Consider the following 22,460-nt stretch of genomic DNA (forward strand, 5'->3'; position numbering starts at 1 on the left):
CGACCGGGTGCCGGCACCGCTCCGGTCTTTTCCGCCGTCGGTCCGTCAGCGGGATGTGGCCGATGCCAGATCGGACAGTGATGTCAGGGGAACCTCCCTGGGCCGTTCCACGGTGCTGCGGACGGGGACGGCGATCCCGTCCGCAGCCGACTGCAGGAGGGATTCCATGACGTCGAGGACGTGGTAGGCCAGTTCCCCGTTGGCCCGGTGCTGCTCACCCGGCGGGGTGAGGGCCATGTCCGCGAGGCCGTACCCGCGGCCGGCTCCGATATAGCCTGCACTGGCGGGGAGGACCTCCCACCCGATCTCCCTGTCGTTGCCCCTGTTCTCCAGGGCGCAGACGGACACCTCCCCGTCGAAGTAGTTGGGGTCGGGGACCGTCATGCTGGCCCGTTCGCCGTGGATCTCGATGTTGGAGGATCGCGTCTGCACGGCGTCGAAACTCATGACCAGGGTGGAGAGGGCGCCCGACTCGTGCACGAGCACACCGGTGACGTGCGTGTCGATGGTCACCGGCACCGTCTGGCCCGCCCGTGGTCCGCCGCCGATGGTCCGTTGTTCCCGCGTGTGGCTGGCCGCTCCGATGACGGACGTGACCGGCCCCAGCAGGGTGACCAGCGCCGTGACGTAGTACGGGCCCATGTCCAGCAGCGGCCCGCCACCGGGCACGTAGTAGAAGTCCGGGTTGGGGTGCCAGCGTTCATGGCCGGGCGTGACCATGGTCGCGGTGGCCGAGATGGGCCGGCCGATCAGGCCGTCGTCGATCGCATGGCGAGCGGTCTGGATGCCCGTCCCGAGCACCGTGTCGGGAGCGCACCCCACCCGGACCCCGGCGGCCTCCGCGAGGGCGAGCACCTCCCGGGCCTCGGTCGTGTTCGCCGCCAGCGGTTTCTCGCCGTAGACGTTCTTGCCGGCCGCGATCGCCCGAGCCGCCACCTCCGCGTGGGCGGCAGGGATCGTGAGGTTCAGGACGGTGTCGATCCCGGGGTCGGCCAGGAGCTCGTCCACGGTCAGGGCCCGCACTCCCTCCTGCGAGTCCGCCACGGCCTGCGCCCGGCCCGGGTCCAGGTCCGCCACGGCCTTCAGGTTCACCGATCCCAGCGACGGCAGGGTCTTCAGGTACTGGGCCACGATCGCTCCGCAGCCGATGATTCCGACGTTCAACGGCTCGCCCACAGCAAACCCCTTTCGATGATGGTCCGGACGTTGGGATCGTCGAGGATCTCCACGCGGTGTCCGGGGGTGGCGACGAAGATACGGCCCTCGCCCCACTGGCGGGTCCAGATGGCGGGGGACGTGACGGGACGGTTCCAGGGGTCCCATGCGCGGACGGCCTGGGTCGTCGTCGCGAGCACGTCGATGTAGTCGTCCGCGAGCACCCAGTACTGCTCGGTCACGAGGTCGAAGTCCCCGATGCCGCGGGTGATCGGATGATCCGCGGCGGCCGGGAGCATGGTCACCCGGTACGGCACGTAGTTGTCGGACTGCTCGCCGGTCCTCTCGTCCGGGTGCTTGCCGGGATGGCAGGCGAACTGACCGCCGATGAGGTGGAGGTAGTCGGATTCGTTGCGGTACGAGTCCGCGATCCCGCCGTGCCAGCCCGCGAGTCCGGTCCCGGCCTCGACGGCCGCCCGGAGCCCGGCGAACTCGTCCTTCTCGATGGTGTTCATCGTGTTGCACTGCAGGATCAGGCTGACGGTCGACATGTAGTCGGCATCGGCGTAGATCTTCGGTGACTCCTCGATGCGGACGGTGTAGCCGTGCTCGCGGAGGAACGGGAGAAAACGGTCCGTGGCTTCGACGGGCTGGTGCCCGTCCCAGCCGCCGCGGACGACGAGTGCTTCCTTGCTGGTCATGATGCCTCTTTCGTGGTCGTGGATCGGCTGTCGCGCCCGCGGGCGGAGAAGGCTGCATCGAACGAGGCCCCCGAGGGGGCTATGGTGGCCAGCTGCCGCACGAGGGCGAGGGCCTCCGGCGCGCCGATGAGGCGATCCATTCCGGCGTCCTCCCATTCGATACTGGTGGGTCCCTGGTAGCCGATCGCGTTGAGCATGCGGAAGATCGGTTTCCAGGGCACGTCCCCGTGCCCGGCGGTGACGAAGTCCCAGCCCCGCCGCGGGTCCCCCCACGGCAGGTGTGAGCCGAGGCGTCCGTTGCGTCCGTTCAGCTGCCGGACGGATTCCTTCACGTGGACGTGGAAGATGTGCGGCGCGAAGTCCTGCAGGAACATCACGGGGTCGAGGTCCTGCCAGACGAAGTGCGAGGGGTCGAAGTTGAGCCCGAAGCCGGGCCGGTTCCTCATGACCTCCAGCGTGCGCCGGGTCGTCCAGTAGTCGTAGGCGATCTCGGACGGATGCACCTCGAGCGCGAAGCGGATCCCCTCGGCGTCGAACACGTCCATGATCGGGTTCCAGCGAGCCGCGAAGTCCTCGTAGCCACGCTCGATCATCCGTTCGGAGGCGGGAGGGAACATCGCGACGTACTTCCAGATGGAGGATCCGGTGAACCCGGTGACTACCGACGCCCCGAGCCGGGCTGCGGCCCGGGCGCTGTCCTTGACGACCTCGGCGGACCGCCGGCGGACTCCCTCGGGATCGCCGTCCCCCCAGACCTCGGGGGTGAGGATGTCCTGGTGGCGCTCGTCGATCGGGTCGTCGCCGACGGCCTGCCCGGTCAGGTGGATGGCGATCGCGTGGACGGCGAGGTTGTTCTCCTCGAGGATCCGGAGGCGGTCCTGGACGTAGTCGTCGTCCTGCGCGGCCCGCCCCGGGTCCAGGTGGTCTCCCCAGCAGGCGATCTCGAGGCCGTCGAAGCCCCACTCACCGGCCATCCTCGCCACGTCCTCGAACGGCAGGTCGGCCCATTGGCCGGTGAACAGGGTCACCGGGCGCGGGGTGGCAGCTCCGGTCGCGAAGGCCTCAGACATGCTGCCACCCCGAGTCGCTCGCGGCGGACTTCTCGATGGCGTGCAGGACCTTCTGGACCCGCAGTGCCTCGTCGAAGGACGGTGACGGTGTGGTGCCGTCGGCGATGGCCTGCACGAGATCCACGACCTGGTGCGTGAAGCCGTGCTCGTAGCCGAGGCCGTGCCCGGCCGGCCACCAGTTGCCCGTGTAGGGGTGCACGGAATCGGTGACGTTGATCGTGCTGAACCCCGCGGTCTCGGGAGGCTGCGTCGCGTCGTAGAACTCCAGGGAGTTCATGTTCTCGAAGTCGAAGGCGAGCGAGCCGAGGCTCCCGTTGACCTCCAGGCGCATGTTATTCTTCCTGCCGGTCGCGAAGCGGGTGGCTTCGAAGACGCCGATCGCTCCTGACTCGAAGCGTGCACTGAAGATCGCGGCGTCGTCCACCGTCACCGTGCCGGTCGCCCCGTCGCTGGAACCCTGGCCGCCGAGACCCACCAGGGTCCCGCCGAGGGGACGTTCGTGGACGAAGGTGGTGAGGAGGCCGGAGACTCCCGTGATGGGCAACCCGGTCACGTACTGCGCGGCATCGATGCTGTGCGCTCCGATGTCCCCGAGGGAACCCGACCCCGACCTGCTCTTGTCCAGGCGCCAGGTCATCGGTGCGGTCTCGTCCGTCAGCCAGTCCTGGAGGTACTGCGCCCGGACGTGCCGGATCGTCCCGAGCCTCCCCTGGTCGACGAGCCGCCGGGCCAGGGTCAGGGCGGGCGTGCGGCGGTAGGAGAACCCGCACATCGCGAAGACCCCCTTCGCCTCGGCGGCCCGGGCCGCCGCCGCCATGCGTTCGGCCTCCTCCACCGAGTTCGCGAGCGGCTTCTCGCAGAGCACGTGCTTGCCCGCTTCGAGTGCTGCGATGGCGATCTCGGCGTGGGTGTCCCCGGGGGTGCAGATGTCGATGAGGTCGACGTCGTCACGCTCCACCAGGGCCCGCCAGTCGGTCTCGGTCTCCCGCCAGCCGAACCTGCCGGCCGCCGCCTCCACGGCGGCCGGGTCGCGGCCGGCGAGGACGGCGAGTTCGGGCTGGAGCGGGAGGTCGAAGAAGCGCGGGGCGGTACGCCAGGCATGGGAGTGCATCGCTCCCATGAAGGCGTAGCCGACCATCCCGACCCGCAGGGCCGATTGCTGTGGAGAAGTCATCAGGCTGGCGATTCCTTTCGGTCTATTTGTTGAACCCGGCGGTCAGTCCGCTGACGAGCTGGCGGCGGGCCAGCACGTAGAGGACCACCAGCGGGAGGGTGGAGAGCACGACGGCGGCGAGGACCGCCGGTATGTTCACGCTGAACTCGTCCTGGAACGCCCAGAGCGAGAGCGGCAGGACCCGCTTGTCGGGACTCTGCGTGAGGATCAGCGGGAAGAGGAACCCGTTCCAGACGTGCAGTGCGTTGTAGATGGCGATCGTGACCACCGCCGGGCGGACCAGCGGCAGGGCGAGGCGCCACATCATGGTGAATTCCGAGCAGCCGTCCAGCCTCATGGATTCGAAGAGTTCCCGTGGGACGTCCCGGAGGAAGTTCGACAGGATCAGCACGGAGATGGGGATGGCGAAGGCGATCGACGGCAGGATCAGCGCCAGCAGTGTGTCATAGAGGTGCGCCTTGGTGATCATGAAGTAGATGGGGATGATGGTCGCCTGCAGCGGGATGGCGAGGCCCATCAGGAACAGCGTATGGGCGGACGTGATGATGCGCCCGCTTCCCCGCACCACCGCGTACGCCGCCATGAACGAGACGATCACGGCCGGGATGACACTTCCCAGCGTCACGATGACGCTGTTCACGAAGTACCGGACGAAGTCCGCCTCGAGGACCGTCCGGTAGTTTGCCAGGGTCGGGTCCGTGGGTGGCGCCAGCGGGTTCGAGCCGAAGAAGCCCGCCTGGTTCTTCAGGCTCGTGATGATCACGTAGTAGACGGGCAGGATGATCAGGGCGAGCCACACCCAGCCGCCGAGCCCCCCGAGGACGTTCGGACTGCTCCTGCCCACCCGCTTCCGCTGGGAGCGCTCGCCCGCCTGCTCATCGGCGCCCTGCGCCGTCTCGGTTGCCAGTGCCATGGCTACGCTCCTTCCAATTGGCTTGCACTGCGGCTGTTGCCGCCGAGCCGCTGCAACACGAGGGCGAGACCCAGCCCGATCACCACGAGGATCACGCCGAGGGCACTCGCTGCTCCCATGTCGTTGGCCCGGAAGCCGGTGAGGTACATGTGCAGCGGGAGGAGACGGGTCGCGTACCCCGGACCGCCTGCCGTGAGGACGAAGATCAGGTCGAAGTACGCCAGGGATCCCAGGACCATGAGGGTGGACGAGGTGATGATCGTGTACTTCAGCTGGGGCAGGGTGATGTGGAAGAACTGCTGGATCCGGCCGGCCCCGTCGATCTGGGCCGCCTCGTAGAAGGACGCCGGGATCTGGCGGACGCCACCCTGGTAGATGAGCGTGTGGAAGGGGACGAACTGCCAGGCGATGACGAAGATGACCACGAACAGCACCAGGTCGGCACTGCCGAGCCAGTTCTGGGCGAGGATCGGCAGGCCCAGGCCCGGACCCATGCCGAAGTTGGGGTCCAGCAGTGCCTTGAACGCGATCGCCACCGCAGCCGACGAGAGCAGCAGCGGGACGAAGTACAGGACCGCCAGCACCGCCCGGTAGCGCTGGTTGCCCGCCGTGAACACGCCCAGGAGGAGGCTGATCGGGACCTGCACCAGGAGCGAGTAGACCATGATCTTCAGCGTGACGATCAGCGCGTTCAGGGTCACCGAGTCGGTGAGTGCGGTTCGCCAGCTCTCCAGTCCGGCCCAGGTGATCGCGCCCAGCCCGTTCCAGTTGGTGAAGCTGAGGAACACCACGCCGAGCAGGGGCAGGACGGCGAAGACCAGGAAGAAGGCCAGCGCCGGGACGACCATCCACGCCGAGGGGCCTTCCGCCCGGGCGCCCCGCACTCTCATGGCGGGCTTGGGCTTCAGCAGCGTGCTCATTTGCCCAGGGTGGCGTTCATGTTCTCGGCGAACTCCTCGGGGGTGATCTCGCCGATGAAGATCTGGTCGAGGTTCGCGAGCATGGCGTCGCCCTGGGCGGGGCTCAGCGCCTGGTCCCAGGAGAGCTGGAAGCTCGGTGCGTCCTGCGCCAGGCCGTAGACGAACTCCACGAAGTCCTTGTCCTCGGAGGCTGCGAGCTGGTCCTCGATGCCGTTGACGGCGGGAACCGCGCCCGAGTCGATCATGGCCTGCGTGTACTCCTCGCTGAACAGTCCGTCCTTGAGGTAGTTCAGTGCGGATTCCTTCTGCTGCTCGGAGGCCGTGGAGGAGACGGACCACATGTTCGCGGGGTTGCCGACCACGTTCGCGGGGTCGCCCGCGCCGCCCTCGACCTCGGGGAACGGCACGAATCCGACCTCTCCCGACTCGACGAACTCCGGGGCGTCGTTCTTCAGGTTCTGGTAGACCCAGCCGCCGTGGAGCATCATCGCCGCCTTGTCGGTGTACAGGAGGGCGCTGTCGGCTCCCGCGTCGGCCGCGATCGAGGAGAAGCCGTTGATGAACCCGCCCGCGTCGACCAGCTCCTGGATCTTCGTGAGGGCCTCGATCACCGCGGGATCGGACCAGGCGTCCTCCTCCCCGTCCAGGATCGCCTGGAAGACCTCGGGTCCGCCGATGCGGTCGACGAGGTAGGACAGCCACATCAGGTTCGGCCACTTCGACTGGCCCGCCAGGGCGAAGGGCGCGATCCCCGCGTCGTTGAACTCCGGTACCAGCGCCATCAGGTCGTCCCAGGTCTCGGGGGGTTCGACGCCCATGTCCTCGAAGACCTGCTTGTTGTAGTAGAGGACGACCGGCTGCATGTTGTTGTTCGGGAGGGCATAGGTCTTGCCGTCGATCACGCCGTTCTCGAGGACGGAGGGGATGTAGCGCTCCTTCACCTCGGGGTTGTCGGCGAGGAACTGGTCCAGGTCGCCGACATGGCCGGCATCGACATAGGACTTCAGTACGCCACCGCCCCACCCGTAGATGAAGGTGGGTCCCTCGCCCGCGCCCACCGCGGTGCGCACCTTGGTCTTGTAGGCGTCGTTGGCGAAGAATTCCTGGTTGATCTTGTCGTCCGCGTTGGCCTTGTTCCAGTCCTCGACGGAGGAGCGGAAGATGTTCTCGCTGCTGCCGGTCAGCGCCCACATGGTGGGGGAATCGGAATCGGCGGCGGGGTCGGCGGGTCCGCTGGATCCGCAGGCGGCCAGACCGAGGGCGAGGGTGATGGCGGAGGCTGCCGAGATGAGGGAGGTGGTTGTTCGCATTTTCATCAGTTCTTCCGTAGTCGACTCAGCTCGAGGCAGGGGGCCGGCTGAGATGGGCAGGTCAACTCCGCGGGTATGCGGTCGCTGACCGCCACGCTGCGGAAGAGATTTCGAAATGTTTTCGATAACAACAAACTAACAAGGGGAAAGTTACCTGCATCACAGCGGGCGGTCAATACCCCTGCTTCTTCCCTCTTCTGCTGGGGATCTTGCCCTGCGAGACGGGACCCGTCAGACTCGTGCAGGAGGGGGCCGGATGTGCTCCGGGAAGGATTTCGAAACATTGTCGGAAAGTGGAGTTCGCACCAGGGCCACCCTGGCCTCCGTCGCCGCCCTCGCCGGAGTCTCGACTCCGACGGTGTCCAAGGTGATCAACGGGCGGGAGGACGTCGCACCGGCCACCCGGAAGCGCGTGCTGGCGGCACTGCGGTCGTCCGAGTACCAGCCACCCGGGCAGCGGCTCGCCCTCGCACCCCCGGCCTCCACCCTGATCGACGTCGCCGTGGACAGCGTGACGACGGCGTACTACGCGGAGGTGATGGACGGGATCCTCGAGTGCGCGGAGGCGCAGGGAGCGGAGATCGTCCTCTCGAAGACGGGGCTCACGCACCTCACGGCCGGCGAGCGGGCCGAGAAGATGCAGGCGTCGGGCCGCCGCGGCCTCCTCCTCGTCACCTCGCGCTGGTCTCCGCGTGAGATCAAGGACGTGAGGAAGCGCGGCATCGCCGTGGTGGTGATCGACCCCATCAATCCACCCGGGCCCGGCGTGGCGAGCGTCGGCGCCACCAACTGGTCCGGGGGGAAAGCTGCCACGGAACACCTGCTCGGCCTCGGACACACGCGCATCGCGTTCATCGGCGGGCACTCGAGCGCGGAATGCAGCCAGGACCGCGAGCACGGGTACGTGGCCGCCCTCCTCGAGCGGGGTATCCCGATCTCGGAGGAGTACGTCCTGGCGGGCGCCTTCGATCCGGAGACGGGGCGCCAGGCCCTGGCCCGGTTCCTCGCCCTGGACAACCCGCCCTCCGCCATCTTCGCGGCCTCCGACAGTATCGCGCTGGGAGTGCTGGCCGAGGCGCACTCGCTGGGCATGACGGTCCCCGACGAACTGAGCGTGGTCGGCTTCGACGGGACCTACATCAGCGAGCAGTCCTCACCGCAGCTCACCACCGTCGCGCAGCCGCTACGGGACATGGGCCGCGCCGCGGTACGTGCGCTCCTCCGGGAGATGGGCGGGGAGGCGCCCGATGCCACCCGCATGGAACTGGCCACACACCTGATCGTGCGATCCTCGACGGCACCGCTCCGGCCCTGACGCCTCGCCGACCGCCGCCGCACCGGCCACGGCCACGGCCACGGCCACGGTCTGGAACGGGTGCCGATTCTCCGGTTATCCTATAGAATCTACGAAACTCAGAAGGGATCGCAATGACGCGTCTGTTCAACGAACCGGAGAACTTCGTCGACGAGATGATGGACGGCTTCGCCGCCGCCGCCTCGCGCTGGGTCCAGCAGATCCCGGGGGGCGTGGTGCGTGTCGGACGACCGGCGGAACCGACGGTCTCCCTGGTCATCGGGGGCGGCAGCGGACACTACCCCGCCTTCGGCGGCCTCGTGGGCCCGGGCCTGGCGCACGGGGCGGTGATGGGCAACCTCTTCGCCTCACCGTCGGCCCACCAGGTACGCACCGTCGCCCGGACGGCCGACCAGGGGCGCGGGGTCCTCCTGTCCTACGGGAACTACGCGGGTGACGTCCTGCACTTCGACGAGGCACAGGCCGAACTGCGTGAGGCGGGGATGGACGTCCGGACGGTGACCGTGACCGACGACATCATCAGCGCGCCCCGGGGCGAGGAACACAAGCGCCGCGGGATCGCCGGCGACCTCACGGTGTTCAAGGTCGCGGGTGCAGCCTGCGAGGTGGGCTACGACCTCGACGGCGTCGAGCGTGTCGCACGGCGCGCCAATGACAGGACGCGCTCCCTCGGCGTCGCCTTCGGCGGCTGCACCCTCCCCGGCGCCGATGCGCCGCTCTTCGAAGTCCCTGCAGGACGCATGGCCGTCGGTCTGGGCATCCACGGGGAGCCCGGCATCGACGAGGTCGACATCCCGACGGCGGCGGGCCTCGCCGAACTGTTCGTCAGCAGTCTCCTCGAGGAGGTGCCGGACGGCGTCGACCTGGCGGGCGCGCGCGTCGTGCCCCTGCTGAACGGCCTCGGGAGCGTCAAGTACGAGGAACTCTTCGTCGTCTACCGCACCGTGCACGCACTCCTCGCTGAGCGGGGTATCAGCATCGTCGATCCCGAGGTCGGCGAGCTGTGCACCAGCTTCGACATGGCCGGCTGCTCCCTCACCCTGCTGTGGCTCGACGAGGAGCTCGAACGTCTCTGGACGGCGCCGGCGGACACCCCCGGCTTCCGGCGCGGACAGGTGGGCGACCAGCAGCGCTTCGACGCGGTGGTGAAGGACGACGCCGAGGAGGTCATCGGAAGCTCCACGGCCGAGTCCCGCGCCTGCGCGGCGACCATCGTCACGGCCCTCGAGGCGCTCGCACGCACGGTGGACGAGCACGCCGACGAACTCGGCCGCCTCGACCAGGTGGCGGGCGACGGCGACCACGGGATCGGCATGCAGCGCGGCGCCCATGCCGGCCGGGACGCGGCTCGAGCCGCCGTCGAGCAGGGTGCCGGCGCCGAGACGGCCCTGCGTCACGCGGCCAACGCCTGGAGCGACCGCGCCGGTGGCACCTCGGGCGCCATCTGGGCGACGATGCTCAAGGCGCTCGGAACCGTGGTCGGCGACGACGCGCGCCCCACCCCGAAGGACCTCGCACGCGGGATCTCCGCGGCCAGGGACGCCGTGATGGCCTTCGGAAAGGCGAAGGTCGGCGACAAGACCATGGTCGACGCCGTCGTCCCCTTCTCCGATGAACTCTCGACACGGGTGGGCGACGGATCCGGGCTCGCCGAGGCGTGGGCGGGAGCAGCCGCCGCGGCCACGGCAGCGGCGGAGGCCACGGCGTCGATGCGCGCCACCCTGGGGCGCGCGCGGTCCCACGGCGAGAAGTCCGTCGGGACGCCGGACCCCGGCGCGGTGTCCTTCGCGCTGATCTGCACCACCGTCTCGGACGTCATCCGTAACGCACCGGGCGCCCGCCCGGACGACCACTAGGAGGAAACATGGCACTCAGGCTGATCGTCGGCTGCGACGACGCGGGATACCAGTACAAGGAGATCCTCAAGCGGGATCTCGAACAGAACGACCTCGTCGAGTCGGTGGTCGACGTCGGCGTGGGCGAGGACGGGCACACGTCCTATCCGAAGATCGCGATCGAGGCCGCCGAGCGCGTCGCGCGGGGCGAGGCGGACCGGGCGCTGCTCATCTGCGGAACCGGCCTCGGCGTCGCCATCGCCGCGAACAAGGTGCAGGGCATCCGCGCCGCCACGGCCCACGATCCCCTGTCCGTGGAGCGGTCCGTCCTGTCCAACGACTGCCAGGTGCTCTGCATGGGCCAGCGCGTCATCGGCAGCGAACTCGCCCGCCGGCTCGTCCGGGAATGGCTGACCTACACGTTCGACACCTCGAGTGCGTCCCAGGCGAAGGTGAACGACATCTGCGCCTACGAGGGCGTGTAGCGCACCCATGCCGAGGTTCACCATCGGCTCGAGCCTCAAGATGTACTTCGGCCATCGGCGCCAGCTCGAGTGGACGCGCCGGGTGGCCGAGATCGCCTCGACCCATCCGGCGGTCCAGCAGGGCGTGGTGGAGCCCTTCGTCATCCCGACGTTCCCCTCCATCCCCGCCGTGCGGGACCTCGCCGTGCCCGGGGGTCTGCTCGTGGGAGCGCAGGACGTGCACTGGGAGGATGCCGGCGCCTACACCGGCGAGGTGTCGGCGGCCGAACTGGCGGAGATCGGCGTCCGGCTGGTGGAGATCAACCACGCGGAGCGGCGGTCGATGTTCGGCGAGACGGACTCCACCGCGGCCCGGAAGGTCCTGGCGAGCCTCCGCCACGGCCTCGTGCCGGTCCTCTGCATCGGCGAGGAGGAACAGGGCGAGCACTCCTTGGCGATCCGGGCGTGCGTGCAACAGCTCGAGGCGTGCCTCGCGGCCGCGCGCCGCGACGGGACCGGCGGGCAGGTGATCGTGGCCTACGAGCCCGTCTGGGCGATCGGCAAGTCCGTTCCGGCACCCGACACCCACATACGGGCCGTCACCGGCGCCCTCCGTGCACACCTGCGCGACGACGGACTGGTGCAGGAGCCACGGGTGATCTACGGCGGCAGTGCCGGCCCCGGGCTGCTGGGGCGCATCGCTCCCGATGTCGACGGCATGTTCCTCGGCCGATTCGCCCATGATCCGGCCGCGTTCGCGGATATCCTGGACGAGGCATGGGAGATTGGGTTCGGTGATGACAGCAGCGCACTCTGACCAACCGGCTCCGGACATCGACCGGCGCGGCCTGCGGGACCGCGTGTACGACCGGATCCTGGACATCCTCCTGTCGAGCGAGATGGAACCAGGGGCGAGACTGTCGATCGACACCGTCGCCAAGCAACTCAAGGTCTCGCCGACGCCCGTCAGGGAGGCCATGGTCCAGCTCGAACGCACCGGACTCGTGACCCGGGAGGCGCTCAAGGGGTACCGCGTCGCTCCTCCCCTCGGCCCCGAGCAGCTCGACGAGCTGTTCGAGGCGCGGATCATGCTCGAGGTCGAGGCCGCCCGGCTCGCAGCACCACGTGCTGCCTCCTTCCTGCCCGCCCTGCGCCAGGCACACGAGCACCACCACGAGATGGGTGAGCGGGTCACCGCCGCGATGCTGAGGGGTGACGTCCCGATCCGGACCATCCACGACTATTTCGACGCCGACAACGCCTTCCACCTGGTCGTCCTCGACGCCGCGGGCAACCGCTACGTCCAGGACATGTACGCCAACCTGGGAGCGCTGACCCACCGGATGCGGCAGGCCGTCATCAGGGGGACGAGCGATGTCTCCGAAGCGGCCGCGGAGCACGCCGCAATCCTGGACGCCTTCGCTTCTGAAGACGCCGAAGCACCCGTCCGGGCCCTGCGGGCCCACATCGAGGGCGTCCGTGCCCGCTCCCTGAGCGACTCGCCCCCGAGCTGAAGCGCCTGTTCCGAAAAGCCTTGCAGAGCCGGGAACCTGCGTCTATATTTCCTATAGGATCTTTCCTCTTCCCCGGTATCCCCGATTGCAATGGAGCAAGAAGATGTCTCTGCACCCCGCCTTCTCGGCGCAGGACTGGCCGATCGCCACCTGCCTGCACGGCATTCCCACGGTGAGCAAGGAGGGAGTCGCACTCCACGACGCCGCCCCCGAGGCCTGGGACGACATGTTCAGCCAGGTGGAGCACGTCGGATTCTCGCTGGCCGAGCTCGCCGACAGCCACGTCCGGCCGGCCGACCTCGAACCGTCCCGGCGCGACGAGTTCCTGTCCATCGCCGCCTCGCACGGCGTCCGGATCCCGTCGGTCCACCTGCAGCGGCAGAGCGTGATCATGCCGGGCCACGAGGAGCGCAATCTCGCCTACGCCCACCGGACGATCGACGCGGCGGCCGAGTGGGGCATGGAGGTCTTCTCCACCGGACTCCACCAGCCCTTCAGCGAGGCGCAGCGGCGCGCGCTGTGGTTCTGGACGGCGCAGGGGCCGAAGGACCCGGATGATCCGGAGGTATGGCAGGCGGCGGTCACCCGGCTGCGGGAACTCGGCCGGCATGCGGCCGACGTCGGACTGAAGATGTCCCTGGAGCTGTACGAGGACACGTACCTCGGCACCGGTGACAGCGCCGTGCGGCTCGTCGAGGAGATCGGCCTCGACAACGTGGGGATCAATCCCGACATCGCCAACCTCATCCGCCTGCACCGCCCCGTGGAGGACTGGCGCGAACTCCACGCGAAGCTCCTCCCCTATGCCAACTACTGGCACGTGAAGAACTACACGCGGGACGAGGCAGCCGACGGCTCATGGGCGACGAGCGTCCCCAGCTCGATGGAGGCCGGGCTGATCAACTACCGCCAGGTGATCCGCGACGCCATCGAGCTCGGCTTCGACGGCATCTTCCTGTGTGAACACTACGGCGGGGACAGCCTCGGCAACTGCGCCACCAACCAGACCTACATCCGCTCACTCCTGCCTGGGAAGAAGGACGCATGACACCGAAGAGAATCGCCGTCGTCGGATCGGGCTACATGGGCGGCGGCATCGCCCAGGTCCTCGCCCTGGCCGGGCACACCGTCCGCATCGCGGACGTGAGCGCCGAGATCGCGGAATCCAACCTCAAGCGCCTGTTGACCGAGGCGGAGCAGTTCGCCGCCGACGGCCTCTTCCCCGTGGATGCCCGCGAACGCATCGAGGCGAACGTCTCGGCCGCCGACTCGATCGAGGACGCGGTGTCCGACGCCGAATTCATCGAGGAGGCCGTGCCGGAGCGCATCGAGATCAAGCACGAGACACTCCGGCGGATCTCCGCGGCGGCCCGACCCGATGCCATCATCGGCTCGAACACCTCCACCATCCTGATCGCGGCCCTCGCGGAGGCGGTGGAGCATCCGGAGCGGTTCCTGGGCGTCCACTTCTCGAACCCCGCACCCTTCATCCCCGGCGTCGAACTCATCCCGCACCCGGACACGGACGACGCCGTCATCCCCGTGGTCGAGGAGATCGTCGCCTCCACCGGCAAGGAGACGGCGCGGGTGAAGGATGCCACCGGCTTCGTGCTGAACAGGCTCCAGTACGCGCTGTTCCACGAGGCCACGCAGATCGTCGAGGAGGGCATCGCGACCCCGGACGACATCGACACGATCGTCCGCACGACCTTCGGCTTCCGGCTCCCCGTCTTCGGTCCCTTCGCCATCGCGGACATGGCCGGCCTCGACGTGTACTCGTTCTGCTACGCGTCGCTCCAGACGCGCTGGCCCGAGCGTTTCGCGACACCGGATTCCCTGAAGGAACTCGTCGACGCCGGCAAGTTCGGCACCAAGACCGGCGCCGGCTACCTCGACGTCCCGGCCGAACGCACCGCGGAGCTGATCGCCTACCGCAACAGGGCGTACGTGGCCATCAAGAAACTCATGGACGAACTCGGTCCTGCACCCATCCACTGATCGCAAGGAGATCCTCCCGTGGCATCAGCTTTTCCCGACTCCAGGTCGGTCATCCTCACCGGCGCCGCCTCACCGCGCGGTATCGGTCGCGCGTCCGCGCACCACCTCGCCGGCCTCGGCTGGAACATCGGCATCATCGACCTCGACGACGGGGCGGCCACGGCGGTCGCCCGCGAGATCGCCGAGGAGCACGGCGTCACGGCCGCCGGTGCCGGAGCGAATGTGGCGGACGAATCCGAGGTGCGGGCAGCCTTCGACAGCCTCGAGGCCGCCCTCCCGCAGGTCGTCGCCCTGGTGAACCTCGCCGGCGTCTCCAGCCCCGTGCCGTACCTCGAGGTCACTCCCGAGGAGTGGAACCGCGTCATGGGCATCAACATGAACGGCGTCCACTACGCCACCCGGCGAGCCGTCGAGTCCATGGTCGGGCACGGCGTCGGGCGCGTGGTCAACCTGTCCTCGGTGTCCGCGCAGCGCGGTGGCGGGACGTTCTCCAAGACCGTCTACTCCGCGGCGAAGGCCGGCGTCATCGGTTTCACGCGCTCCGTGGCACGTGAACTGGGCGGGGCGGGCATCACCGTCAACGCCATCTCGCCCGGTCCCATCGACACGGACATCATGGGTGGCACGCTCACGGAGGAACGGAAGGCCGCCATGGCGGCCGACGGCGTCCTTCCGCGCATCGGCACCCCCCGGGACATCGCAGCAGCCATCGCCTACCTCATCAGCGAGGACGCCGGATTCGTGACGGGCCAGACCCTGAACGTCGACGGCGGACTCTACATGCACTGACATGGGCGACTGGTCGAAATCCCGCATCCTGTTCCTCGCCGTCGGCATCATCCTCGTCGGTATCGGGGCCTGGCTCATCTTCCCGTCACTCGTGGGCTGAGCCGCACACCACCACCACAACAACCGCACTAAGGAGAGTCCCATGTCCGCTACGGACGCGGTCAAAGACGACCTGGACAGCCCCGCGCTTGCCTCCGCCGTCAAGAAAGCTGCACGGCACCTGATGCCGATGCTCATCATCCTGTACTTCGTCGCGTTCCTGGACCGCACGAACGTGGGCTACGCCGAGGATGCCCTCGAGATGGACCGCGGCATCAGCGCCGGAGCGTTCGCCCTCGGTGCCGGCATCTTCTTCATCGGCTACGCGATCTTCGAGATCCCGTCCAACCTGCTGCTCAAGAAGTTCGGGGCACGCTGGTGGCTGGCCCGGATCGCAGTGACCTGGGGCATCGTCGCCGCGGCCTTCGCCTTCACGTCCGGCGACACCATGTTCATCATCCTGCGATTCCTGCTCGGCGTGACCGAGGCCGGGCTCTTCCCGGGCGTCATCATGTTCCTCTCGGAGTGGTTCCCCAACAAGGTCCGCGTCCAGATGTTCGCACTGTTCTACCTCGCACAGCCCTTCTCGCAGATGCTCGGCAATCCCATCTCGGGCGCGCTGATCTCCTTCGGGGACACCTACACCCCGTGGCGCGGCTGGCAGGTCATGTTCTTCACCGAGGGCATGATGGCCGTCATCGCCGGCATCGCCGCCATCTTCTTCCTGATCGACAGTCCGCAGAAGGCGAAGTGGCTGGACAAGGACGAGAAGCGCGCACTGCTCAGGGTCATGGAAGCGGAGGACGAGGTCCGCAGTACGGACGGGCCCTCCGGCATCATGCGGGCCATGGGCAACTGGAAGGTCTGGTACTTCACCGTCATCTACTTCTGCCTCCAGGTCGCGGTCTACGGCACCACGTTCTACCTCCCGCAGCAGGTCCGGCGCATCATCAGCCCGGACGCCGAGTTCTGGCAGATCGGCCTCATCTCGGCCATCCCCTGGTTCGTCGGCCTGTTCGTCTGCTACATCGTGGGCAAGAACGCCAACACCATCCGGCGTCGCCGCACGTGGGGCACCATGTTCTACACCTCGACCGGCCTGGCCACCATCGGTGCCGCCTTCGCCGGCGAGAACGGGATGCCCGTCCTGGCGATCGCCTTCCTCGTGGTCTCGGTCTCCAGCTTCCTGGCCTGCGGCCCCATCACCTGGTCCTATCCGACGGCGTTCCTCACCGGAACGGCAGCGGCAGCGGGCATCGGGCTGATCAACTCGCTGGGCAACCTCGGTGGGTTCGTGGCCCCGATCATGCGCACCGCGATCGATGAACGCTTCACGACCGAGACGGGGCTCTACGGCACCATCTCGGTAGGCGTCTTCGCCTTCCTGGCCGCGGTGATGTTCATCCTGACCCGCAACATGCGGTCCCGCTCGGATGCCCTGCTGGCAGCCGAGGAGAAGACGGCGGCAGCACCCGGCCACTGACGGGGCGACCACCGGTGGCGGTACGACGATCCTCCGCACCGCCACCGGCACGTCCCCCAACTGCCGCCCAGGCGTCCACCCACCGCATCACGGAGCGCTGCATGCCCACTGAAACGCACCTGCTGTCCGACTACCCGCCGGACGCGCCCATCTCCGCGGGAGAGGTAGCGGCAGCCGTCCGGTCCGCCGGGCGCCCGCCGCGGATCTTCGTCGTCCTCGACGACGACCCGACCGGGACGCAGTCCGTCGCGGACCTCCCCGTCCTGACCCGGTGGGAGACCGAGGACTTCTCCTGGGCCTTCCGTCAGGGGAAGCCGGCCGTGTACGTGCTCACGAACACCCGCAGCCTCGACGCACCGGAGGCGGCGGCCCGGAACGAGGAGATCGTCCGGAACGCCCTCGCCGCAGCGGCGGCGGAAGCCTCCGCCCTGCGACTCGGCTTCGTGAGCCGTGGCGACTCCACGCTCCGCGGACACTTCCCCCTCGAACCCGACACGATCGCCGCGACCGTCCTCGACGCCACGGGCGAGTCCACCGACGGCGTCGTGATCGTCCCGGCTTTCCCGGACGCCGGACGGATCACGATCGGCGGCGTGCACTACGTGCGTGCGCCGGAACTCGGCGAGGACCAGCTCGTCCCCGTGTCCGACACGGAGTTCGCCCGTGACGCCACCTTCGGCTACCGGAACGCCTCCCTCGCGCAGTACGTCGAGGAGAAGACCGGCGGACGTGTCCCGGCGGCGTCCGTGATCGTCCTGGACCTCGGCATCATCCGCGCGGGCAGCACGGGTGGCGGCGCTCCCGCGTCGGCCCGTGCCATCGCGGATGCCGTCGCCGATGCGACCGGAGCGACACCGATCGTCGCCGACGTCGTGACCGAGAACGACCTCCGTGCCCTCGCGCTCGGTCTGGAGGAAGCCGAACGCCGCGGGAAGAAGCTCCTGTACCGTGTCGGGCCGCCCTTCATGCGGGCGCGGATCGGCCAGGAGATCCGTGCCGAACTCACCGGCTCCGAGGCCTATGCCGGCAACGAGCCATCGACCGCCGGCGGGCTGATCGTGGTCGGCTCACATGTGGGGGTCACCACCCGGCAACTCGGCATCCTCACCGAGCAGCACCAGCACGCGCACACCATCGAGATCGACGTCGAGCAACTCCTCGACGAGCGCGCGGCCGGCCACCTCGACGGGATCGTCGAGGACGTCGTCGACCGGCTCACGCACGGTGACGTCATCCTCCACACGAGCAGACTGCTGGTACGGACCAGCGACGCCGCCGCCAGCCTCCGGATCGCACGGACGGTCTCGGCCGCCGTCGTCACCGTCGTGAACCGCACCCTCGGACTGTTCCCGCCCCGCTTCGTGATCGCCAAGGGAGGAATCACCTCCTCGGACGTCGCCGCGCACGGCCTGCAGATCAGGCACGCCATGGTCCGGGGCCCGATGCTCCCGGGCATCGTGAGCCTGTGGGAGCCGGTGGACGGGCCCGCGAAGGGCATCCCGTTCGTCGTCTTCGCCGGCAACGTGGGGGACGATTCCTCCCTCGCCGACGTCACGAGGAAACTCAGCTCCACCTTCTGACACCTCCCCGCAGCTCCTACCCAGCATTGGACGGCGATCCCCATGAACGACAGCTACTCCGTCACAGTCCTCGGCCTCGGCGCCATGGGCCTGCCGATGGCCACCCGCCTCGCCACGGGCCTCACGGTCCACGGCTTCGATATCGCGGAGCCGAGGCTCGTGCTGGCACGCGAGGCCGGGATCCGCACCTTCGCCTCGGCACAGGAGGCGGCGACGGGCACGGACGCGCTGCTCCTCGCGGTCCGCAACGGCGAACAGCTCGACGATGTCCTGTTCGGCGACCAGGGGGTGGCTCCCGTGCTGAGGGAGGGCGCCGTCGTCGTCCTCACCAGCACCGTCGGGACCGACGCGATCCCGGCCACCGTCGCACGCCTCGCGGACCACGGCGTCGCCCTGGTCGACGCACCCCTCTCCGGGGGGCCGAAGCGCGCCGGCGAGGGGGACCTCCTGATCGTGGTGGGGGCCGAACCCGTTGCCCTCGAGAAAGCCCGTCCGGTCCTGGACCTCCTGGCGTCCACCCTGACCGTGGTCGGGGACAACCCCGGGGACGGGCAGGCGCTCAAGACCGTCAACCAACTGCTGTGCGGCGTGCACATCGCGGCCGCGGCCGAAGCGATGGCCCTCGCCGACGCCCTGGGCCTGGACCCCGCCAAGACCCTCGCCGCCCTCCAGGCCGGGGCGGCCGGATCCTTCATGCTCTCGAACCGCGGACCGCGGATGCTGGAGGCCTACTCGGAGGAGGGAGCGGAGGTACTCAGCCGCCTCGACATCTTCGTCAAGGACATGGGTATCGTCGGCAAGGCCACCCGTGCCGCGGGCCTCGCTTCTCCGGTCGCCTCGGCCGCGGAGCAGCTCTACCTGCTGGGACAGGCGCAGGGCCTCGCCGCAGAGGACGACTCGGCGGTGATCCGGGTGATCGCTCCCGCCAGACGCCCCTGAGGAACTGCCCGCACTCCACGCTTCCCGGCACCTGTACGAACACGGGCGGCCCTACCCCGTTCGCCGGCGCCGCGGTCAGCCTCTGGTGCCGGTGCCCTCGACGTGCGCCTCGAGGACGTCGCGGACGCCCGTCCAGGCCTGCGGTCCGTAGCGATCGTTGTCCACGTGCCGCAGCTCGGCCTCACCGCTGAACATGCTGACGAAGTACTGCATGCCCTGCCATGCCGGGAAGGTCGCCTCCTCGTCCCTCGACACGCGACGGCCGATCCTGGCCATGCCGGACAGGATCCCCGTGGTACCGGCCCACTGCGTGGTGAACGGGGTACCGGTGAGTCCTGTCATGATCCGCGCGATGTCCCGTGCCGTGACGCGGTCCCCCGCCACCTCGACGACACGGGGCGCGGCGTCGTCCAGCGCGACGTGCGCGACGGTCCGGGCGACGTCGTCCTTGCTGGTGAAGTCCAGCACCTGGTCTGGCGAGGACCAGTAGAGCACCCTGCGACGGGCGAAGAGGATCATCGGAGCCTGCCCTGTCAGCATGTCCGCGAAGGCGCCGTTCAGGACGGACGTGGCGCGGATCGGAGCCGCATCGAGGTACGCGGCGAAGTCCCTGCGCAGCTCGAAGTTGCGGTTGCTGCCCGGGCTGACGCGGCGGTAGTCCGCCGAGTAGTCGGAGGGGACGAACCGTGCCACGCCCGCCTCGACGGCCGCGGCGAGCAGCGCCCGCTGGGCATCGAGGACCACCGTCCGCGCGCCGCTGACAGCGGACACGACGACGTCGGTACCGGAGAGGGCGGCGACGAGGCCCGCGTGATCCGTGTAGGCGGCCTCCCGGACCTCCACGCGGTCCTGCTCCCCGAACAGGGCCTGGGCGGTCCCGCTGCCCGGACGGGTGAGGACGCGCACGAGGGCTTCGGGATGCGCGGCGAGCAGTTCGCGGACGATCCGGCGACCGAGGTCACCGGTGGCGCCGGCGACGAGGAGGGTGGTCATGACGGGGTGCTCTTCTCTGTGGGGGCGCTGTCACGGACGTCGGTCCGACGTCGAGGGGGTGGGGAGTCAGGCGCGACCACCGGCTGCTCGGCTCCCGCCGGCGACCCGATGCACGATTCGGCGTCACCGGCGTCGAGCGCGACGCGTGCCATGAGCCGGCGGAGATGCGACTGCTCGTCTGCGGTGAGTCCGCGCAGGAGTACGCCCTCGACCTCGCGGAGGGCTGCCCGGGCCGAGGCGAGGAGGGCACGGCCGTGGGCGGTGGGCAGGACCTGGCGGATCCGGCGGTCCTGCGGATCCGGTCGGCGTTCGACGAGGGACTCGCGTTCGAGGGCGTCGACGACGTAGGTCATCGCGGTCTTGTCGATACCGAGCCGCTGTGCCAGGACGAGCTGCGAGGTCGGATCCTCTGTGGTGATCGCCACGAGGACCTGGTAGCCGCGCGGACCGCCGGGCACGTCGGCGACGGCGCCCGTCGCGATGCGCGAGAAACCCTGCGACATCGCCTGGAGGGACCAGCCGAGTTCCGTCCGGATGCCTCCGGCCTCCCAGTCGACGCCTGAGGGATCGAGAGGGTCGGGGACAGGAGCAGCGGGCATGAGGCAATAGTAGCAAGGAAATATGATCTCACTTATAGACGATCACCGGTCGGCTCGTCCGCCCCCTGCCCGAAGGTCGCCATGCCCCACGCACACTCCTCCGTATCGGACCTCCCGTCCGTGGAACATTCCAGCGATCCGACGGACGTCCGCCCCTTCAACCTGCACGTCCCGGACGCCGATCTCGATGACCTCCGCCGGCGTATCCGGTCCGCCCGATGGCCGGACCGCGAGACCGTGGCGGACACATCCCAGGGACCGCGGCTGGAGAAGCTCCAGGCGCTGGCCCACCGCTGGGCCTCCGCGTACGACTGGCGCCGCACCGAGGCGCTGCTCAACGCGTGGGGCCAGTTCACCACCACGATCGACGGGCTCGACATCCACTTCGTGCATGTCCGGTCCTCGGTGCCCGGGGCTCCTGCGTTGCTGCTCACGCATGGCTGGCCAGGATCGGTCCTGGAGTTCCGGCACGTCGTCGGGCCGCTGACCGACCCGGAAGCGCATGGCGGCAATGCCTCGGACGCGTTCGACGTCGTCATCCCGAGCCTGCCGGGATTCGGGTTCTCCGGGAAGCCCACCGGGACCGGCTGGGACACGCAGCGGACGGCCAGGGCCTGGGCCGCGCTCATGGAACGTCTCGGGTACACGCGCTGGTTCGCCCAGGGCGGTGACCTCGGCGCCTCCGTCACCGCCGAACTCGCGGCACTGCAGCAGTCGCAGGACATCGGGCTCGCCGGCATCCACCTCAACATGGCCCTCTTCATGCCCTCCGACGAGGAGATGCATTCGGCCTCCGACGAGGAGCAGGTGATGCTGCGGGAGGGCGGGTACTACTGGCAGACGCTCTCCGCCTACTCGCAGCAGATGTCCACCCGGCCCCAGACGATCGGCTACCCGCTCTCGGACTCGCCGGTCGGTCTCGCGGCGTGGATCTACGCGATGTTCCAGGACGTCGGAGGTTCGCACGACCGGCACGGGGATGCCGAGGCGATCTTCACCCTCGACGAGATGATCGACGACATCATGCTGTACTGGCTGCCCAACACGGCGGCGTCGGCGGCCCGCATGTACTGGGAGGCGGGCAGGAACGGCTGGGCCAACCCGGGAACGATCGAGGAGCCGCTCACGCTTCCCGTGGGGCTCAGCATCATGCCCGGCGAGTACGTCCGCCGTTCACGCCGCTGGGCCGAACGACGCTACACGAACCTGGTGCACTTCAGCGAGGTTTCGGACGGCGGCCACTTCGCGCTGCTCGAGCAGCCGGAGCTCCTCGTCGACGACATCCGGGCGACGTTCCGCCCGCTGCGGTAGGGCAGCCCGTTGGCGGCGTCTCCGCATCATGCGGGTGAGCGATCCGCCACTGGGAGGTCGCCCATCCGCCACACCTCCTTGGAGGTTCGACTTCTTCTGTTCAGCTGTGATCGGGATCTGTCACCGGATGTTCAGCTTCTGCTGGTGGCTTCCACGAGAATCAGGTCTAGTGTTCACAACACACATAGGTCCAGACACGGGCCACGGATGTGCATCGCACCTGGAGACGGCCATGACCGACTTTCTGAACAATCCCGCATCAGGAACCACCACCTCGGCATCGAAGTTCACGCTTCTCACGAACACCAGAACCTCCAGGGGATCCGCGCGCCCTGGACAGTCCGGTGCCGTTGACACG

21 protein-coding genes are annotated in these 22,460 nt (G+C 68.8%); 12 read left to right on the forward strand and 9 right to left on the reverse strand.

Annotated elements, in window-relative coordinates; genetic code table 11:
- Positions 1-45: 45 nt before the first annotated feature.
- The 7 genes from AC0Z9V_RS14075 to AC0Z9V_RS14105 are packed head-to-tail and all read right to left on the reverse strand — an operon-like array spanning position 46 to position 7,249.
- Complete coding sequence (locus AC0Z9V_RS14075; protein WP_485141894.1) at positions 46-1,176, reverse strand: Gfo/Idh/MocA family protein; 1,131 nt, start codon at positions 1,174-1,176, stop codon at positions 46-48.
- Entirely contained in the window at positions 1,161-1,856 is a 696-nt protein-coding gene (locus AC0Z9V_RS14080; protein WP_459269455.1) for a ThuA domain-containing protein, read from the reverse strand. The genes AC0Z9V_RS14075 and AC0Z9V_RS14080 overlap by 16 nt, the downstream gene beginning before the upstream one ends.
- The gene (locus AC0Z9V_RS14085) at positions 1,853-2,926 is read right to left on the reverse strand and encodes a sugar phosphate isomerase/epimerase family protein (RefSeq protein WP_208740293.1); all 1,074 of its coding nucleotides are present in this window, start codon (positions 2,924-2,926) and stop codon (positions 1,853-1,855) included. The genes AC0Z9V_RS14080 and AC0Z9V_RS14085 overlap by 4 nt, the downstream gene beginning before the upstream one ends.
- Positions 2,919-4,100 carry a Gfo/Idh/MocA family protein gene (locus AC0Z9V_RS14090; protein WP_485141895.1) on the reverse strand — a complete coding sequence of 394 codons (1,182 nt, stop codon included), beginning with the start codon at positions 4,098-4,100 and terminating at the stop codon, positions 2,919-2,921. Before AC0Z9V_RS14090 ends, AC0Z9V_RS14085 begins: the two co-directional genes overlap by 8 nt.
- A 22-nt stretch (positions 4,101-4,122) precedes the next feature.
- Positions 4,123-5,013 carry a carbohydrate ABC transporter permease gene (locus AC0Z9V_RS14095; protein ID WP_208739840.1) on the reverse strand — a complete coding sequence of 297 codons (891 nt, stop codon included), beginning with the start codon at positions 5,011-5,013 and terminating at the stop codon, positions 4,123-4,125.
- Between the two features lie 2 nt (positions 5,014-5,015).
- A complete protein-coding gene (locus tag AC0Z9V_RS14100; RefSeq protein WP_133079883.1) occupies positions 5,016-5,933 on the reverse strand; it encodes a carbohydrate ABC transporter permease in 918 nt (305 codons plus the stop codon).
- Positions 5,930-7,249, reverse strand: a complete 1,320-nt coding sequence (locus AC0Z9V_RS14105) for an extracellular solute-binding protein (RefSeq protein ID WP_133079884.1) — start codon at positions 7,247-7,249, stop codon at positions 5,930-5,932. Before AC0Z9V_RS14105 ends, AC0Z9V_RS14100 begins: the two co-directional genes overlap by 4 nt.
- Before the next feature lie 277 nt (positions 7,250-7,526).
- Here AC0Z9V_RS14105 and AC0Z9V_RS14110 point away from each other — a divergent pair, with 277 nt between their 5' ends.
- The 11 genes from AC0Z9V_RS14110 (at position 7,527) to AC0Z9V_RS14160 (ending at position 19,199) form a co-directional block, all read left to right on the forward strand.
- Complete coding sequence (locus AC0Z9V_RS14110) at positions 7,527-8,558, forward strand: LacI family DNA-binding transcriptional regulator (protein ID WP_208739834.1); 1,032 nt, start codon at positions 7,527-7,529, stop codon at positions 8,556-8,558.
- A gap of 113 nt (positions 8,559-8,671) precedes the next feature.
- Positions 8,672-10,414, forward strand: coding sequence for a dihydroxyacetone kinase family protein (locus AC0Z9V_RS14115; protein ID WP_459269451.1), 1,743 nt, complete (start codon positions 8,672-8,674; stop codon positions 10,412-10,414).
- A gap of 8 nt (positions 10,415-10,422) precedes the next feature.
- The gene (locus AC0Z9V_RS14120; RefSeq protein ID WP_485141896.1) at positions 10,423-10,878 is read left to right on the forward strand and encodes a ribose-5-phosphate isomerase; all 456 of its coding nucleotides are present in this window, start codon (positions 10,423-10,425) and stop codon (positions 10,876-10,878) included.
- 7 nt (positions 10,879-10,885) lie between these two features.
- On the forward strand, positions 10,886-11,674 hold the full coding sequence (locus tag AC0Z9V_RS14125) for a triose-phosphate isomerase family protein (protein ID WP_485141897.1): 789 nt from the start codon (positions 10,886-10,888) through the stop codon (positions 11,672-11,674).
- Complete coding sequence (locus tag AC0Z9V_RS14130) at positions 11,655-12,371, forward strand: GntR family transcriptional regulator (protein WP_133079890.1); 717 nt, start codon at positions 11,655-11,657, stop codon at positions 12,369-12,371. Before AC0Z9V_RS14125 ends, AC0Z9V_RS14130 begins: the two co-directional genes overlap by 20 nt.
- Before the next feature lie 103 nt (positions 12,372-12,474).
- Positions 12,475-13,419: a sugar phosphate isomerase/epimerase family protein gene (locus AC0Z9V_RS14135; RefSeq protein ID WP_133079891.1), complete on the forward strand. Its 945-nt coding sequence runs from the start codon at positions 12,475-12,477 to the stop codon at positions 13,417-13,419.
- The gene (locus tag AC0Z9V_RS14140) at positions 13,416-14,369 is read left to right on the forward strand and encodes a 3-hydroxyacyl-CoA dehydrogenase family protein (RefSeq protein ID WP_485141898.1); all 954 of its coding nucleotides are present in this window, start codon (positions 13,416-13,418) and stop codon (positions 14,367-14,369) included. Before AC0Z9V_RS14135 ends, AC0Z9V_RS14140 begins: the two co-directional genes overlap by 4 nt.
- 18 nt (positions 14,370-14,387) lie before the next feature.
- Positions 14,388-15,158, forward strand: coding sequence for an SDR family NAD(P)-dependent oxidoreductase (locus AC0Z9V_RS14145; protein WP_133079893.1), 771 nt, complete (start codon positions 14,388-14,390; stop codon positions 15,156-15,158).
- 142 nt (positions 15,159-15,300) lie between these two features.
- Entirely contained in the window at positions 15,301-16,680 is a 1,380-nt protein-coding gene (locus AC0Z9V_RS14150; protein ID WP_133079894.1) for an MFS transporter, read from the forward strand.
- Between the two features lie 101 nt (positions 16,681-16,781).
- Positions 16,782-18,260, forward strand: a complete 1,479-nt coding sequence (locus tag AC0Z9V_RS14155; protein ID WP_485141899.1) for a four-carbon acid sugar kinase family protein — start codon at positions 16,782-16,784, stop codon at positions 18,258-18,260.
- A 42-nt stretch (positions 18,261-18,302) separates the two neighbouring features.
- Positions 18,303-19,199 carry an NAD(P)-binding domain-containing protein gene (locus AC0Z9V_RS14160; protein WP_133079896.1) on the forward strand — a complete coding sequence of 299 codons (897 nt, stop codon included), beginning with the start codon at positions 18,303-18,305 and terminating at the stop codon, positions 19,197-19,199.
- 75 nt (positions 19,200-19,274) lie between these two features.
- On the opposite strand, the gene AC0Z9V_RS14165 is transcribed toward AC0Z9V_RS14160, so the two are convergent.
- Both AC0Z9V_RS14165 and AC0Z9V_RS14170 read right to left on the reverse strand, forming a co-directional pair.
- The gene (locus AC0Z9V_RS14165; protein WP_485141900.1) at positions 19,275-20,192 is read right to left on the reverse strand and encodes an NmrA family NAD(P)-binding protein; all 918 of its coding nucleotides are present in this window, start codon (positions 20,190-20,192) and stop codon (positions 19,275-19,277) included.
- Entirely contained in the window at positions 20,189-20,791 is a 603-nt protein-coding gene (locus AC0Z9V_RS14170) for a MarR family winged helix-turn-helix transcriptional regulator (RefSeq protein ID WP_208740165.1), read from the reverse strand. Before AC0Z9V_RS14170 ends, AC0Z9V_RS14165 begins: the two co-directional genes overlap by 4 nt.
- 81 nt (positions 20,792-20,872) lie before the next feature.
- Here AC0Z9V_RS14170 and AC0Z9V_RS14175 point away from each other — a divergent pair, with 81 nt between their 5' ends.
- Complete coding sequence (locus AC0Z9V_RS14175) at positions 20,873-22,102, forward strand: epoxide hydrolase family protein (protein ID WP_485141901.1); 1,230 nt, start codon at positions 20,873-20,875, stop codon at positions 22,100-22,102.
- Positions 22,103-22,460: the final 358 nt, after the last annotated feature.

The sequence above is a fragment of the Arthrobacter sp. UYP4 genome, from assembly GCF_057291175.1.